Genomic DNA, 16,067 nt, shown 5'->3' with positions numbered 1-16,067 from the left:
GCTCCTTTCACACATATATAGTGACAGCTTTCTTATTATCTTATGGTTATTCTACATATTACTCCAAATTCCTCCTATCTCTTTTTGAATAGACAGGAAAAGATGCTTGACTAGATTTCTCTAGCCAAGCATCTCTTTAACAGTCTTCAACAATAATATAGGTTGCTTTGACAGGACCATGAACACCGACGACAAGGTTCATTTCAATATCTGCTGAGTTACTCGGTCCTGTAATAAAATTAATGCAAGAAGAAATATCTTGTCCTTCTTCAACTTTTTGATGAATATACTGCGCAGCTTGCGTCATTCTCGGCACGATTGTACTCTTAGGAATAATAGCAATATATGTTGTAGGAAGAAGGCTAACTGAACGTCCCTTTCCTCCTCCGTTAAATAAAACAACTGTTCCTGATTCTGATAAAGTTATATCGCTAAATGTAATTCCAACATTAGCTTGTGCTGCTTTTTGGATATTCTCTTCTCGTTTATCTGTGTCCCATATATGAACATTTTGTCTATCTAGAAGGGTAGATAGACCATATTGAGAAAAACGAGGGTCATCCCATACAATAACCTCTCCGCCTCCATTTGTTTCAATTACTTTTTCTACTACTTCTTGCAAGCTTATGGATGCGGTGCGAATACATTCTGTATGAATCTGCTCACAGTATTCTTCAAGATGATCTGCTAGTTCATCATTCGAAGCATCTTGAAAAACATATTGTTGGGGAGAGTGCGTCCATGTTGGACGTTCTATCTGTTTACTTCTTTTCCTTCCAAGCTGCTTAGCAATATCATTCAGGAAAGAATCTCTATTTTGAATTGTTCCATAGCTCATTTGTTTTCCCCCTTTCTTTCCTGAAACCAATCTCTGAATCGCTCTTTGTTTGGAGCTGGAAATTCTCGTATATTAGTCCAGGCTTTAAGCGGTCCAGGCCCTTTTGATATTTTGTCATCTGTTGCAAAAGGGCTTAGTGCAGACTTGGCCACCTTACCACCCAAATTATATAGTTTAGGAATTGATGCCCCTAATCCAAAGACTTTCATAGCCATCTTCTCTGAAATAGGAGCACGTCCTTCTCTTTCTACAATGACTTCTCTATGCTTGTGCAAAAGTTCATGAAGCGGAATCTTAACAGGACATGCTTCTGTACATGCTGCACAAAGGGTAGAAGCATATGGAAGTTCTTTATAATCATCATAGCCACCTAAAAGTGGAGATAAAACAGCTCCTATTGGTCCTGGATAAATAGACCCATAGGAATGGCCACCAACATGTCGATAAACAGGACAAACATTTATACAGGCTGCACAGCGAATGCACTGTAAAACAGATTGAAATTCAGTACCGAGAATGTTAGACCTTCCGTTGTCAACAATTACGAGATGAAATTCTTCCGGCCCGTCTACATCTTCTTCACCTCTTGCACCTGTTAAAGCTGTAACATAGCTTGTTAAGCGTTGTCCAACAGCACTTCTTGTTAATAAACTAACAAGAACCTCAAATTCTTCAAACGTTGGCACAATCCTTTCCATTCCCATTACTGTAATCTGAGTTTTAGGAATACTCGAGACAAGCCGAGCGTTCCCTTCATTTGTAACAAGACCAATAGAGCCTGATTCTGCTATAGCAAAATTACATCCTGTAATACCAATATCAGCTTTTAAAAATTCTTTGCGTAACATTTCACGCGCATGAAGTGCAAGTTCTTCTGGCTTCTCACTTTTCAAGTAAGATAACTTTTCCTTAAACACTTCGCGAATTTGCTCTTTATTTTTATGGAGAGCAGGTGCCACAATATGTGAGGGCGGATCGTGTTCATCTAGCTGAAGAATGTATTCTCCTAAATCTGTTTCAATCACTTCACATCCTATACTCTCTAATCCTTCGTTCATGCTAATTTCTTCTGTTACCATTGACTTTGATTTCACAATCTTCTTAGCTTCTTTACGCTTTACAATATTTTGGATATACTTATTTGCTTCTTCACTTGTTTTAGCAAAAAAGACATTTCCGCCTCTTTTAGCAACATTATTACTTAGCATTTCTAAATAATAGTCAAGATGATCAAGCGTATGTTTCCGGATTTCTTCTCCTAGTGAACGCCACTTTTCCCAATGTCCTAACTCTTGGGCCGCGTGTAAGCGTCTAGCTCTTAAACGTTCCTGAGCACTTGACACGGCGGAACGCATAAAATCATCTTGAAGACCATCACCAACACGTTCTTTAAACTGCTTTTCTCCAATTTTCATCCCCATATGTTCTACCTCCTTCTAATGACTATTCAGCACTTCTGCAATGTGAAGCACTTTGATTTCCTTTCCTCTCCGTTCTATCCTTCCGCCAATGTTCATCAAACAGCCACAGTCTCCACCAATTAAATAATCTACTTCTGTCTCGTCAATATGGTTGACTTTTTCATCTACCATTCTTTCAGAGATATCTCCCATTTTCACTGCAAATGTTCCACCGAAACCACAGCAGTTGTGTGAATTAACGAGCGGTTTAACTTCTAGACCTTCTACATGCTGTAAAAGCTTAAACGGGGCGTCTCCAACTTTTAAAAGCCGAGTCATGTGACAAGAGGTATGGTAAGTCGCTTTTCCTTGTAGCTTTGCTCCTACATCCTCGACTCCTAATACTTCAACAATAAACTGAGTAAGCTCATACGTTTTAGCTGCTAAGCTCTCAGCTTTTTCACACCACTCGCTGTCATTTTTAAAAACGTGAGGATAGTCGCGAAACATCGTTGCACAAGATCCTGATGGTGTAACAACATACTGGGCATGCTCAAATGTCCGAATCATATTTTTCATTGCTTCTCGCGCTTCCTTGACGTATCCGCTATTATAAGCAGGCTGCCCACAACACAATTGCGTAGTCGGGAAATCAAGTTCACATCCTAATCTTTCTAAAAGCTCCACTGTTGCTCTTCCTACTTCTGTTTGAAACATGTCGACAAGGCACGTTGCAAATATGGATACTTTCATTTTTTACCCCTCCGCATTAAACAGGTCATCTGATGACTTATGTTTAACTTATTTAAATATAAGAATATTCGCAATCTATATTTTACCATAATCATACTGCTAATTTATGAATTAAGCTACTTTTTATATACTTTTACGTTCTTCTTTTTCATATACCCTTGTTTTTCTTGTTTGCAAAATGATGGCGATAATAAGGCCTGCTACAATTCCTCCAAATAATAGAGTTCCAATATTAAAACCAATTCCATATAAAATCATATACCCTGCTGCTCCTGTAATGAAGACGTAGAAAGTCAGTGGTAAAAGAAGCTTGCGAATCAGTGAACCTTCTTTGCCAACTAAACCTGCGGCAGCTGATGCAGCTACAACATTATGCACACATATCATATTCCCAGCAGCTCCTCCTACAGCTTGCAAAGCGACAACAACGCTTGGAGTTGCGCCAATATTGTCTGCTACTCCAAATTGAAAAAGAGCAAACATCATATTGCTGATTGTGTTACTTCCAGCTACGAAAGCTCCAAGTGCCCCTATCGATGGTGAAATTAGAGGCCAGTTCTCATTGAAAACCCCTGAAATTCCCTCTGCTATTGTGAGCGGCATACTCATATATCCTTCTAAACTTCCTCCTGTATTAATAAAAACCTGAACCATTGGCACGGAAAAGATTAAAGCAACCATAGCTGCACTTACTGTCTTTCCTGATTCCCCTATTGCTTTTTTAGCACGTTTCCATTCCATCTTATGAAGAAAGAATACGATAAAGCTTGTAAATAAAAACACAACTCCAGGAATATTAAGCGGAACTGTAGAAAAACCAATCTCACTTCCAAATAAATGGTCTATTCCCACTTCCCAACTTTTCAACCAAGAGGAGAATGGCAAAAAGTTAACTCTTGTCATAACTAAAAGCACAGCTACAATAACATAAGGAACCCATGCTAAAAGGGGTGAAATAAAGCGACCAGGCTTTTCATTTTTTATTTGTAGCGTTCCGCTCCATTCTTTATTCCATTTTTCCTTATGTTCAAAATCCCAAGTTTCTTTTGGTGCAAACAAACCTTTTTTAACTGCAGGAATTACAATGGCTAGTCCGACAAGTCCTCCAATAAGGGAAGGAAACTCAGGACCTAGAAAGACCGCTACAAGCATATATGGAACCGTAAATGAAAGTCCTGCAAAAAGAGCAAACTTCCAAACTGCAAAACCTTCTCTAAATGATTTTTTCTTACCAAAAAATTTCGTAAGCATAGCAGTTAAGAAAAGTGGAATAAAAATTCCTGCAATACTATGAATTATTGCTACTTGTCCTCCAAGATCAATAAGATAGCGCTCATATGTTGTCCCAAGAGTTGCAATATGCTTATCAACAAGCTCTGAACCGCTTAATCCTGTTCCAACTCCTGTTAAAATTGGCGTTCCCACTGCTCCGAAAGAAACAGGTGTTGATTGAATAATAAGGGCTACCATTACAGCTGCAAGTGCAGGAAATCCAACGGCTACAAGAAGTGGAGCAATAACAGTTGCTGGTGATCCCCACCCTGCTGCTCCTTCTAAAAATGAGCCAAAAAACCAGGCTATAATGATTGCCTGAATACGCCGATCAGGCGTAATCCCCATAAAACCTTGACGAATAGTATATACTGCTCCACTTTCCTTCAACATATTTAAGAGGAGAATAGCTCCAAAAACGATAATACCAACTTCAAGAGCAGATACAACTCCCTTTACACTTGCAGCCAAAATATCTGTTAGCGGCACCTTCCATACTCCATAGCTCATTACTGCTGTAATGAGTAAGGATAAAGGCATTGCCTTATTTGCTGGCCAACGCAAAACAACAAGAAACAAGAAAACTGAAAAAATAGGTACAACCGCTAGCAGTGATAGCATCCCCATGCTCATTGCTAAATTCCTCCCTCTCCTTATAACATACGGTCATCAGATGACTAAACGTAATCATATATAATTATATTAGAAAACGCTTACAAAAAACAACACTAAAAAATGATTTTTCCTTTTTATTCTAAAAATATATCAATGGGAAATAATGAGAAGAAACGAAGGGTTTTTTCTTCTCATTATCTGATTATCTATCCTATTTTCTTTTCTAGCTATAGCATCGTTAAGCTTTTATGAATGATATAAAATCGTTATAATAAAACTAGGCTATTAAGGAGGGTTCTCGTATATTTATGGAAAACAATCAACCCCAGTTGAAGAATAACTTAATTTCAAAAGCAATTGATTATACACGTGTGGGTGTCGTTATTACAGATCCTTCACTTCCTGATAATCCTATTGTTTACACAAACCAGGCATTTTTGAATCTAACAGGCTACGGTGAAGAAGATGTTATCGGAAGAAACTGTCGTTTCCTACAAGGAGAAGCTACAAATAGAGAAACAGTTCAAAAAGTTAGAAAAGCCATTCAACAAAAAAAACCAATATCTATTGAAATCCAAAACTATCGAAGAGATGGAAGTAGATTTTGGAATGAGCTTGCGATTGATCCTGTTTATTCTGAGGAAGATCAAAAATGGTATTTTGTTGGAATACAAAAAGATATTACGGAGCAAGAAAACTATAAACAGCTTCTAGAAGAAGCTTTAAAAGAACTAACTGTTCTCTCAACCCCTATTGTTCCAATTGCTGAGAAAATCTCTGTTCTTCCTATTATCGGAACACTTACAGAAGAACGCTATGAAGAAATGATTACCCAAGTAAGCCATTACTTAACGACTGCTAAAGATGATGTGCTTGTGATGGATTTATCAGGTCTCATCGGGATTGATACACATGCCGCCCATAAAATCTTTAAATTTCATGAACTTCTTAAGTTAATGGGAACAGATCTCATTTTAACTGGAATAAAACCGGAGCTTGCTATTAAAACAGAGCAACTCAATCTTGATTTTTCATCCCTTCAAACGTTCCTAAATGTAAAAGATGCAATCAAACAGCTTAAAAGTTAAAAAAACCAGCGAAGAGGTACTTCTCCGCTGGTTTTTTTATTTCTTCCAGAAGTCATCATAAACAGTAATTGGTAGATGACGTTTATGCTCTGTTTTAAGGAAATGCGTTTGAATTTTTTCTGCTGCTTCTTTTCCTACGTCTTTTCCTTCTAGATAATCATCAATTTGATCATATGTGACACCAAGTGCTTCTTCATCAGGAAGCTGTGGGCGATCTTCTTCAAGATCTGCTGTAGGCTTCTTATTATAAAGATGCTCTGGACAGCCTAGCTCTTTTAACAGCATCTTACCTTGACGTTTATTTAAACGAAATAGAGGGACAAGATCCGCGCCACCGTCACCATATTTTGTATAGAAACCTGTTACAGCTTCAGCAGAATGATCTGTTCCAATTACAACTCCGCTATACATACCCGCAATTGTATATTGAGCAATCATACGCTGCCTTGCCTTCACATTCCCTTTGTTAAAGTCAGAAACTGAATCACCCGTATCTGTTTCAACAGCAACAAGCATTTGATCAACAGCGCCTTTAATATTCACTGTGACTATGCGGCTAGGTTGAATAAATTTAAGCGCATCTTGACAATCTTCTTCATCCATTTGTGTTCCATATGGAAGACGAACTGCGATAAACTCATACTTTCCTTCTCCAACTTCTTCATTTAGCTCGTCTACTGCCATCTGAGCAAGCTTTCCTGCTAATGTAGAGTCTTGTCCACCAGAGATTCCTAAGACAAATGTTTGTAAAAAGTCGTATTGTTTCATATAGTCTTTTAAAAAGTCTACACTCTTACGAATTTCTTCTTGTACATCAATAGATGGTTTTGTATCCATTTCTTCAATAATACGTTTTTGTAAATCACTCATAGTTTTCTTAACTCCCCTTCCAGCTTTTCACGATAGTTCTTATTAATGTTCCCTATTTCTTTTGTAACACATTGGAAAGTTTTTTAAACTCATTAACGAGTTTGCATGACTCTTGTCGCTTCTCTGCGCGTTTCCTCAATATTGTGCATTTTGTTCTGCCAACATTCTGTGCTTAAATCAACTGGATATTCTGTTGGTCTTGATACATCTTCATCTGATTTTGAGATAATTTTATAATCGTCCCACAAATATTGGAGATTCTGCAGACAGTACGCTCTCATTTGTTCAATGGACGGCTCTTTATAAATAAGCTCGCCTCCAGCAAAGATGTTTTGATGAATGTTTGTTGCTCTAAAGTCTGTAACATATTTACTTACATGTGTATGTACAGGATGGAACATTTTTAAATGATCTTCTTCGTTTGGCTTTTCATTTTCCATTGCAATGTAATCGCCTTCCCATTTGCCATTCATCGTATTTGCAATACGATATACGCTTTTTAAACCTGGAGTTGAAATTTTCTCTGGGTTTTCTGACAGCTTAATTGTATCTACCATATTCCCGTTTTCATCTTCAATTGAAACAAGCTTATATACAGCTCCTAATGCTGGCTGTTGATAAGAGGTAATCAGCTTTGTTCCAACCCCCCAGCCATCAATCTTAGCGCCTTGAGCTTTTAAGTCTGTTATGGAATACTCATCAAGGTCGTTTGAAGCAAAGATTTTCGCATTTGGAAACCCTGCTTCATCAAGCATTGCTCGAGCCTGTTTAGATAAATATTGAAGCTTTCCACTATCAAGACGGATACCAATAAAGTTAATACGGTCACCCATTTCTTTTGCAACGCGAATAGCGTTTGGCACACCAGAGCGGAGCGTATTATATGTGTCAACTAAAAATACGCAGTCTTTGTGCGTTTCAGCATAATGTTTGAAAGCTTCATACTCATTACGATACACTTGAACAAGGGCATGTGCGTGAGTACCTGAAACAGGGATGCCGAAGATCTTTCCAGCGCGCAAATTACTTGTTGAATCAAACCCACCAATATAGGCTGCTCTTGTTCCATAAAGAGCGGCATCTAATTCATGAGCCCGCCTTGAGCCAAATTCCATAAGCGCTGGCGCATTTTCTCCTTCAATAAGCGTATCTGCTCCTACAGCTAACCTGATGCGTGATGCTTTTGTCGCAATAAGGGGATGGAAGTTTAAGATATTAAGAAGCGGCGTTTCAATAAGCTGCCCTTCTAAAAGAGGAGCATCAATTCGCATAATTGGCTCATTGGCAAAAATAATCTCTCCTTCTACAACAGACTGAACGTCCCCAGAAAAACGTACGCCCTTCAAATAATCAATAAACTCTTCCTCAAATCCTAGTACATTATATAAATAATCAAGATCTGTCTCACTAAAACGAAAATTTGCTAAATAATCAATTACGCGTTCAAGACCCGCAAAAACTGCGTATCCTCCCCCAAAAGGCATTTTGCGGAAAAACGTTTCAAAAACAGCTCGACGATTGTGCATGTTGTTTTTGAAATACGATTTCGCCATATTAATTTCATATAAATCTGTATGAAGTGCTAAACTATCATCTTGGTAGCATTTACCCATTTCCTGTTCCTCCACCGACAATTGGTTATTTTCGTTCACATAGTTCATGGTGAGTGCAACCTATTTCCTCTATAATTAGAAGAATGCTAAACTTGCTACTATATAAAAAAAGCTGAACTCTTTTTAAATCGAACTAATTGCATTATTTTTCCCACATGCTATTTTACTTCTCCTCAACAACATTTTCTAGTAAAACAGCTTCAACACTCATTAAATGAGAAATCATCAAATCTTGGGCTCGCCTGACATCCATTGCTTCAATAGCCTTATAAATTTGCATATGCTCATCATAAAGGCGCTGAGAAGTGGTTTCTTTAGAATACAGCCATACTCTCCTTGTTTCCCTCATTGATTGAAGCATCATTTCCCCTACATTGTTCATAAGGCCTACTAAAAGGGGGTTTTGTGAAGCTTTCGCAACAGCAAGATGAAATTGAAAATCAACTTTCTCACCAAGTTCCTCATCACCAACAGAATTCAGCATTTTTTCTAATATGTTTTTCATATTTGTTAAATCTTCTTCTGTTCGCTTTGATGCTGCAGCCCCTGATGCCCCAACTTCTAGCACTTTTCGAACTTCTAGCAGGTTTTCAATATCTTCTTTCTTCATAAGAACGGCTGTTGTAATAGGGAGAGAAATCATAGATGGATCAAATTCCCTGACAAAGGTGCCTTCACCTTGTCTCATTTCAATAAGTCCCATTGCTCTTAAGGCACTTAGTGCTTCACGAATAGCAGAACGGCCAACTTGAAAGTTTTCAGCAAGTTGCCATACAGAATCTAACTTGTCACCAGGTTTCAAATCCCCATTTTTTATATTTAAAAGCAGCTCTTCTGCTACTTGTTCATAAATTTTCCTTGGTTTAATTTTTTTATATTCCAAAGCCGTCACCTCTGCCTTGTTACTGCCCTTATTGTAACGAAAACATGTCCATCATACAATCACGACTTAAAAGTAAGAAGGAAAGATGATTGCACGTATAGAAAACAACGTTACAAGGCTAAAATGTGATAAAATGAACTATTGATAGGAATTAGTTTACCATTTGTCAACGCGAATTTCACCCTAATTCTAAGGAGGAGTTTCTTTCTTGTGAACATTATTGTCGCAACATTAAATGCTAAATTCATTCATACCAACCTTGCGCTACGCTATTTGAAAGCGTATGCAGAACCTGATTATACTGTGGAAATGGCTGAATATACCATTAAAGATCCTCCAATGAACATTGTGACTGATCTTTACCAAAAGAAACCTGATATTATCGGATTCAGCTGCTACATTTGGAATATTGAAGAAACCATTAAAGTAATAAGCATGATTAAAAAAATTAGTCCCCACACTAAAATTATTTTAGGTGGTCCTGAAGTAACCTATGATGTTACATATTGGCTTGATCGACTTTCTGATGTTGATTTTATTGTTATTGGTGAAGGAGAAAAAACGTTTAAACATCTTCTTGATGAACTTCATGGGCAAGAAAACTTCACAGATGTGAGCGGTATTGCATTTAAAAAAAATGGAAGCTATCATATAAGCCCACAACGTAATAAAGTAGATTTGCGTGAAATGCCTTCTCCATACCGGTTTGAAGAAGATGTTGAAAATCTTTCAAAGCGCGTCGTGTACATTGAGACAAGCCGTGGTTGTCCCTTTAGCTGTCAGTTTTGTCTTTCTTCTATTGAAGTTGGCGTGCGCTATTTTGATCGAGAAAAGATAAAAGACGATATTCGTTATCTTATGAAAAATGGAGCCAAAACGATTAAGTTTGTAGACCGTACCTTTAACATTAGCAGAAGCTACGCAATGGAAATGTTCCAGTTTTTAATTGATGAGCACCTACCTGGAACAGTTTTTCAATTTGAAATAACAGCAGATATTATGAGACCTGAAGTTATTCAGTTTTTAAATGATAACGCTCCGAAAGGACTGTTTCGCTTTGAGATTGGCGTTCAATCTACAAACGATGCAGTTAATGAACTTGTAAAGAGAAAACAAAACTTTGCTAAGCTTACAAGAACAGTTACCATGGTGAAAGAAGGAAGAAAAGTTGATCAGCATTTAGACTTAATTGCAGGACTCCCAGATGAGAATTACGAATCTTTTCGCAATACGTTTAATGATGTTTTTCAACTTCATCCAGAAGAGCTACAGCTTGGCTTTTTAAAATTGCTGAGAGGAACAGGACTGCGCCTAGAGGCTTCAAAATATGGATATGTGTATATGGATCAAGCTCCTTATGAAATGCTCTCAAACAATGTTCTTTCTTTTGATGAAGTTGTACGTATTAAACAAGTAGAAGATATTTTAGAAAAGTATTGGAATGCCCATCGTATGGATGAAACTATTCATTACTTAGTGAATCACCATTATGAAACCCCATTTGATTTCTTCCAAAGATTTGGAACGTTCTGGGAGGAAAAAGGATGGAGTCGTATTGGCCATCAGCTTGAAGATTTATTTAAACGTCTTCAAGAATATTTACTAACTGAAGATTTTCCTGAAGAAGACGTAGTACTAGGATTTATGAAAATAGACTATTTAGCAAACCAGCGCTACAAGCCAAGAAAGCCCTGGTGGACCTCTAGTGTAGCAAAAAGTCATCGTTCAAAGTATTACCAACAAATATTGCAAAACCCACTCCTACTAGGCGAAGAATTTCAGGAAGAAAAACTTGATGAAAAAGATTTGTACAAGCATACTGTTCTTGAAGTTTTACCATTTGATTACACTAAATATCAAAAAACAGGGGTTTTAACAAAACAAAAAACACTTGTAATGGTGTATTATGATCAAAAACAACAGAAAACAAAACTATATATGAGCACGCTTGATTCCTTCAATTTATCCAGCGTAGGATAATTAAAAAGAAGCAGCATGCTGCTTCTTTTACTTTTTCTTACGTTCGCATTCCGCTTTTCGTTCAATGCTTCCCTCATAAGGCTTCATGAAGTTATAGTCCCCAAGCTCAGGACCAAATTCTTCATGCATAGCACTTTCTTTTTCATCCCTTGAATGTTTTTCATTCTTATTCATCATGAAAACTCCCTTTTTTACCTTTTCGGCCTTTCTTAGAGTTACGATTTGCTGCTTTGTGGCTGTCTTCTCCACTATACTCTGCAGAGAATTCAGTGTCTGGCATGCTTTCAGTAGGAGTTTGATTGTTTGTCTTTGCTGCGTCAAAAGAAACTTTACGCTTTGGCATTTTTTCACCTTCTTTTTTAGATTCTACTTTTAGTTTGGAGCAGTGAAGAGGAAATCATAAGATGAAATAAATAGAAAAAAGCCGAAAAAAGAATCTCCCTTTTTTCGGCTTTTTTTATCCAATAATAACTCGTTCTTTCGGATAATGGAAATCAGGTTGAGCACCTTTTCCTCTTAAAATAAACAAGCAAAGTAAAATCCCAACGCGACCAATAAACATTAAAATCATAATAATAATCTTGCCAATATTACTCAGGTCTCCTGTAATCCCTGTTGAAAGCCCTGTTGTTCCAAAAGCTGAACAAACTTCAAACATAATATTCACAAGCGGAAACGGCTCAAGGACGCTTAATATAATAACTGAAATAGAGCAAAGTCCAACTCCTATAATTGTTACAACAAGTGATTTTATAATATCTTCTTCATGCAATTCTCTTTTAAAGATACGAACTTGCTTTTTTCCACGTGCATAGTTATATATAAACAGGATATTAAGAGCAAATGTTGTTGTTCGAATACCTCCTCCTACTGAACTTGGAGAAGCCCCAATAAACATGAGCGCACTTAAAACAAGAAGAGTTGAAGTTGTGAACTCTGAAACGTCCATTGTAGCAAGTCCTCCACTTCTTGTTGAAGATGACTGAAAAAGAGCATAGAAAAAACTTTTATGCCATGATTCTCCTTTTAAGAAATGATTTCCTTCAAGGAGAAGAATAGCAATCGTACCAATCACAAGAAGTAAAAGAAACATAGAAGACGTAAGCTTTGTAAACAGCGAGAAGCGGAACTTTCGCTTTGATTTTACGTTTAGAAAAAATTGTTTAATTTCAATTAAAACAGGAAAACCGATAGCTCCAAGAGCAATAAGGAAGATATGAATCATTTGTACATAATAATCATCTGCATATGGAACGAGAGAGTTCCCTGTAATATCGAAGCCTGCATTTGTTGTCGCACTAACAGACGAGAAAAGCCCTCTTAACAGTGCTTCAGGAAGACTGTGATAATAATATAGATAGAAATGAATTCCTAAAAGAAGAGCACCAATCAACTCAACAATAATAATGATAAATAAGATTTGTCTCATTAAGTTTACTAATCCTGATAAATTCGATTGATTTTGATCAGTCATAATAAGCTGGCGCTGTTTCAGTCCAATCTTCTTTCTTGCGATTAACCAAATAAACGTGCTCAACATCATAACACCAAGGCCACCAAATTGAAATACAAACATCAATATAAACATTCCTGTTGTGCTGAACGTATCAACGGTTGAGATGGGAGAAAGTCCTGTTACACTCACAGCGCTGATTGCTACAAAAAGAGTATCAATTGTTGCAACATGTACCCCTTGTTTATGAGCAATTGGTAGACTCAATAGCAAAAAAGAAATGGTGACTGCGACTATGTAAAAAAGCACAATAATTTGTGCAGGTGAAAATTCCCGTACGGTTTTATTATATTTTCTTAATAACATTTTTTGACCTTCTTTCTTCAAACCCACTGCAACATTATTACCACACTTTCTTTCTTATTAAAAGACTTTTTACATAAATTTAAGTTACAATTATAATGTAATGCGCTTTCATAAGTAATCGTTTCGTTAACATCTATTACCATAAGAATTCAATTTCTTGTGGATTGTAAATGGAGGGAAAAAACATATGATTTTATCGGAAGCTAGACAACGATTTATCTCTATTGTTGGCCAAGAAAGTTATTACGATTCAAAAGCAGACCTTCTTGCCTATTCATATGATGCTACTCCTGGTTTTCAAGCTCTTCCAGATGCTGTCCTAGCCCCATCATGTACAGAAGACGTCAAAAAAGTTGTAGAAGTTTGTTCTTCTTATAACATTCCAATCGTACCAAGGGGCTCAGGAACTAACCTTTGCGCGGGTACCTGTCCAACTCAAGGAGGCATTGTTCTTCTCTTCCATAAGATGAACAAAATTTTAGAAATTGATGAAGATAATTTAACCGCCACTGTTCAACCTGGTGTTATTACTTTGAATTTTATTACGGAAGTAGAAAAAAAAGGACTTTTCTATCCGCCAGATCCGAGCTCTATGAAAATTTCTACACTCGGTGGCAACATCAGCGAAAATTCTGGAGGTCTTCGCGGCTTAAAGTACGGTGTTACACGAGATTATGTATTAGGTCTCGAAGTTGTGCTTGCTAACGGAGATATCATCAAAACTGGTGGTAAGCTTGCAAAAGACGTTGCTGGATACGATTTAACACGCCTTTTTGTTGGATCTGAAGGAACACTTGGCATTGTTACAGAAGCCACATTAAAGCTCATCCCAAAACCTCAAAGTAAAAAGACTGCACTTGCTCTTTATAATGATTTAGAAAGTGCTGCACGCTCTGTATCAAGTATTATTGCCCATAAAATCATTCCTACAACGCTTGAATTTCTAGATCAGCCAACCCTTCAAGTTGTAGAAGATTTTGCTCATATTGGTCTTCCTACAAATGTGGAAGCTGTTCTGCTCATTGAACAAGATGGTCCCCTACATACTGTAGAAAAAGAAATGGATAGCATTGCTTCTCTATGTCAAGCTCACGGCGCCATTTCTGTTGACGTGGCATCTTCAGAAGAGCATGCAGAAGCTTTAAGAACAGCCCGTCGTTCTGCTCTCAGCGCTTTAGCGCGTCTTAAGCCAACAACTATTCTAGAAGATGCAACAGTTCCACGCTCACAAGTAGCGAAAATGGTCCTTTCGATTAAAGAAATTGCTCAAAAATATAATCTTACAATTTGCACATTTGGTCATGCAGGGGATGGTAATCTTCACCCTACTTGCCTTACTGATGTACGAAACAAAGAAGAAATGTACCGTGTTGAACAAGCTTTTGAAGACATTTTCGCGCGCGCTCTTGAACTTGGCGGAACAATTACAGGAGAACATGGAGTAGGTGAAATGAAGGCTCCCTATTTAGAATGGAAACTTGGAGAAGAAGGAATAAAAGCGATGCAAAATTTGAAGAAAAGCTTTGATCCTCAAAACATTTTAAATCCTGGTAAACTGTTTGCTAAAGACACAAAAAAACGGGTGGTTATTTCCTCATGAATAAAACATTACGGATAACTGAAATGATGGAGCGCTTTGCGAAAGAAATGGATAATGATGAACTTCTTAACTGTATGCGGTGCGGATTTTGTCTTCCTTCATGTCCAACATATATTGAATCAGATTATAAAGAAACACACTCACCACGCGGTCGTATTGCTTTAATGAAAGCTGTCTCAGATGGAATGATAGAACCTGATCAAGATGTTCAGCGCTCATTAGATCTATGCCTTGGCTGCAGAGCTTGCGAACCTGTATGTCCTTCTGGAGTAAAATATGGTCATCTCCTAGAAGATGCACGGTACATTATAAACCAAACAAAGAAAAAATCTTTCAAAGAAAAAACAGTCCGAAAATTTGTCTTCAATGAACTTTTCCCACACCAAGAGAGGATAAGCCAAGCAACTGGACTTCTTCATATATACCAAAAGTCAGGCCTGCAAAAGCTGGCCCGAAAAACCCAATTAATTAACCTTCTTCCCGAGCAGCTAAGAACAATGGAAAAAGTATTGCCTGAAGTTCCAACACGAAAAGAAATAATGAAAAGACCTCGTCATTTGCATGCTGTTGGATACGCTAAAAAGCGTGTAGCCTTTTTTTCAGGTTGCTTAATGGATACTATGTTTTTAAAAACTAATCAAGCAACAACTGAACTTCTGCAGCTCGCCGGGTGTGAAGTAATAATTCCCTCTACTCAAGTCTGCTGTGGAGCTCTTCACGGGCACAGTGGGGAAAAAGACGGTGCTAAACAACTTGCTAAAAGAAACATCGAGGCTTTTGAAAAAGAGAACGTAGACTATATTATTACAAATGCTGGAGGGTGTGGAGGTTTTCTTATTGATTATGCTCATCTCCTTCAAGATGAAGAAGAATGGAAAAAGCGAGCTCAGTCTTTCGTTCATAAACTAAAAGATATCTCTTCCCTCTTAGTAGAACTGGACTTCCATAAAAAAGAGCTTGCCCTCCCACCTCAAATGATTACGTATCAAGATTCTTGTCACTTACGCAATGTAATGAACACACATGAGGAACCAAGAAAGCTATTACGCTCTCTCACTAACGTTTCTTATATCGAAATGGAGAACGCAGAAAGCTGCTGTGGTTCTGCTGGCATCTATAATATTTTAGAATCAGAAATGTCAATGCAAATTCTAGACCGCAAAATGAGCTCTGTGCAAAAAACACATTGTCAAACTGTTGTAACAACAAACCCTGGCTGTCTGCTCCAAATGAAGCTCGGTATTGAACGGGAAGGACTTAGTGATAAAATAAGAGCTGTTCACTTAGTCGATTTATTAAAAGAAGCTTTGGAATATAAAAAGCATGCTCTTTAAAG

General features: G+C 37.5%; 14 protein-coding genes. 4 read left to right on the top strand and 10 right to left on the bottom strand.

Annotation, left to right across the window (positions count from 1 at the left end; genetic code table 11):
- Positions 1–136: 136 nt before the first annotated feature.
- The 4 genes from B9N79_RS13900 to B9N79_RS13885 form a co-directional block, all read right to left on the bottom strand.
- Positions 137–838, bottom strand: coding sequence for a LutC/YkgG family protein (locus B9N79_RS13900; protein ID WP_048896713.1), 702 nt, complete (start codon positions 836–838; stop codon positions 137–139).
- Positions 835–2,259 carry a LutB/LldF family L-lactate oxidation iron-sulfur protein gene (locus B9N79_RS13895; RefSeq protein WP_019392900.1) on the bottom strand — a complete coding sequence of 475 codons (1,425 nt, stop codon included), beginning with the start codon at positions 2,257–2,259 and terminating at the stop codon, positions 835–837. Before B9N79_RS13895 ends, B9N79_RS13900 begins: the two co-directional genes overlap by 4 nt.
- 15 nt (positions 2,260–2,274) lie before the next feature.
- A complete protein-coding gene (locus B9N79_RS13890; protein WP_046216752.1) occupies positions 2,275–2,991 on the bottom strand; it encodes a (Fe-S)-binding protein in 717 nt (238 codons plus the stop codon).
- A gap of 123 nt (positions 2,992–3,114) precedes the next feature.
- Positions 3,115–4,896 carry an L-lactate permease gene (locus B9N79_RS13885; protein ID WP_085118638.1) on the bottom strand — a complete coding sequence of 594 codons (1,782 nt, stop codon included), beginning with the start codon at positions 4,894–4,896 and terminating at the stop codon, positions 3,115–3,117.
- Positions 4,897–5,186: 290 nt separating this feature from the next.
- On the opposite strand from B9N79_RS13885, the gene ytvA reads away from it, so the two are divergent.
- Positions 5,187–5,966: a YtvA family blue-light photoreceptor gene (gene ytvA, locus B9N79_RS13880; RefSeq protein ID WP_040058303.1), complete on the top strand. Its 780-nt coding sequence runs from the start codon at positions 5,187–5,189 to the stop codon at positions 5,964–5,966.
- Positions 5,967–6,002: 36 nt separating this feature from the next.
- Here ytvA and nadE read toward each other — a convergent pair whose 3' ends face one another.
- The 3 genes from nadE to B9N79_RS13865 form a co-directional block, all read right to left on the bottom strand.
- Complete coding sequence (nadE, locus tag B9N79_RS13875) at positions 6,003–6,836, bottom strand: ammonia-dependent NAD(+) synthetase (protein ID WP_019392896.1); 834 nt, start codon at positions 6,834–6,836, stop codon at positions 6,003–6,005.
- Positions 6,837–6,928: 92 nt separating this feature from the next.
- Positions 6,929–8,449, bottom strand: a complete 1,521-nt coding sequence (locus tag B9N79_RS13870; RefSeq protein ID WP_019392895.1) for a nicotinate phosphoribosyltransferase — start codon at positions 8,447–8,449, stop codon at positions 6,929–6,931.
- Positions 8,450–8,612: 163 nt separating this feature from the next.
- The gene (locus tag B9N79_RS13865) at positions 8,613–9,332 is read right to left on the bottom strand and encodes a FadR/GntR family transcriptional regulator (protein WP_040058304.1); all 720 of its coding nucleotides are present in this window, start codon (positions 9,330–9,332) and stop codon (positions 8,613–8,615) included.
- A gap of 210 nt (positions 9,333–9,542) precedes the next feature.
- Between B9N79_RS13865 and B9N79_RS13860 the strand changes: the two genes are divergently transcribed.
- A complete protein-coding gene (locus tag B9N79_RS13860) occupies positions 9,543–11,312 on the top strand; it encodes a B12-binding domain-containing radical SAM protein (protein ID WP_046216750.1) in 1,770 nt (589 codons plus the stop codon).
- Positions 11,313–11,339: 27 nt separating this feature from the next.
- Here the strand turns inward: B9N79_RS13860 and B9N79_RS26155 are convergent, their stop codons facing one another.
- The 3 genes from B9N79_RS26155 to B9N79_RS13855 form a co-directional block, all read right to left on the bottom strand.
- Complete coding sequence (locus B9N79_RS26155; RefSeq protein WP_167555128.1) at positions 11,340–11,486, bottom strand: hypothetical protein; 147 nt, start codon at positions 11,484–11,486, stop codon at positions 11,340–11,342.
- Positions 11,479–11,655: a hypothetical protein gene (locus B9N79_RS26150; protein WP_019392891.1), complete on the bottom strand. Its 177-nt coding sequence runs from the start codon at positions 11,653–11,655 to the stop codon at positions 11,479–11,481. Before B9N79_RS26150 ends, B9N79_RS26155 begins: the two co-directional genes overlap by 8 nt.
- A 114-nt stretch (positions 11,656–11,769) precedes the next feature.
- A complete protein-coding gene (locus tag B9N79_RS13855) occupies positions 11,770–13,131 on the bottom strand; it encodes a TrkH family potassium uptake protein (RefSeq protein ID WP_019392890.1) in 1,362 nt (453 codons plus the stop codon).
- 187 nt (positions 13,132–13,318) lie between these two features.
- Here B9N79_RS13855 and glcD point away from each other — a divergent pair, with 187 nt between their 5' ends.
- Positions 13,319–14,731, top strand: coding sequence for a glycolate oxidase subunit GlcD (gene glcD / locus B9N79_RS13850; RefSeq protein ID WP_046216749.1), 1,413 nt, complete (start codon positions 13,319–13,321; stop codon positions 14,729–14,731).
- Positions 14,728–16,065 (top strand): (Fe-S)-binding protein, encoded by a 1,338-nt coding sequence (locus B9N79_RS13845; RefSeq protein ID WP_019392888.1) that lies wholly within the window; start codon positions 14,728–14,730, stop codon positions 16,063–16,065. Before glcD ends, B9N79_RS13845 begins: the two co-directional genes overlap by 4 nt.
- Positions 16,066–16,067 lie beyond the last annotated feature (2 nt).

The organism is Priestia filamentosa, from assembly GCF_900177535.1.
Taxonomy (GTDB): domain Bacteria; phylum Bacillota; class Bacilli; order Bacillales; family Bacillaceae_H; genus Bacillus_I; species Bacillus_I filamentosa.
This window is presented reverse-complemented; position numbering and strand designations above follow the sequence as displayed.

Coding starts and splice junctions, on each gene's coding strand:
- B9N79_RS13900 (WP_048896713.1), bottom strand. CDS start 838: ATGAGCTATGGAACAATTCAAAATAGAGATTCTTTCCTGAATGATATT.
- B9N79_RS13895 (WP_019392900.1), bottom strand. CDS start 2,259: ATGGGGATGAAAATTGGAGAAAAGCAGTTTAAAGAACGTGTTGGTGAT.
- B9N79_RS13890 (WP_046216752.1), bottom strand. CDS start 2,991: ATGAAAGTATCCATATTTGCAACGTGCCTTGTCGACATGTTTCAAACA.
- B9N79_RS13885 (WP_085118638.1), bottom strand. CDS start 4,896: ATGAGCATGGGGATGCTATCACTGCTAGCGGTTGTACCTATTTTTTCA.
- ytvA (WP_040058303.1), top strand. CDS start 5,187: ATGGAAAACAATCAACCCCAGTTGAAGAATAACTTAATTTCAAAAGCA.
- nadE (WP_019392896.1), bottom strand. CDS start 6,836: ATGAGTGATTTACAAAAACGTATTATTGAAGAAATGGATACAAAACCA.
- B9N79_RS13870 (WP_019392895.1), bottom strand. CDS start 8,449: ATGGGTAAATGCTACCAAGATGATAGTTTAGCACTTCATACAGATTTA.
- B9N79_RS26155 (WP_167555128.1), bottom strand. CDS start 11,486: ATGAATAAGAATGAAAAACATTCAAGGGATGAAAAAGAAAGTGCTATG.
- B9N79_RS26150 (WP_019392891.1), bottom strand. CDS start 11,655: ATGCCAAAGCGTAAAGTTTCTTTTGACGCAGCAAAGACAAACAATCAA.
- B9N79_RS13855 (WP_019392890.1), bottom strand. CDS start 13,131: ATGTTATTAAGAAAATATAATAAAACCGTACGGGAATTTTCACCTGCA.
- glcD (WP_046216749.1), top strand. CDS start 13,319: ATGATTTTATCGGAAGCTAGACAACGATTTATCTCTATTGTTGGCCAA.
- B9N79_RS13845 (WP_019392888.1), top strand. CDS start 14,728: ATGAATAAAACATTACGGATAACTGAAATGATGGAGCGCTTTGCGAAA.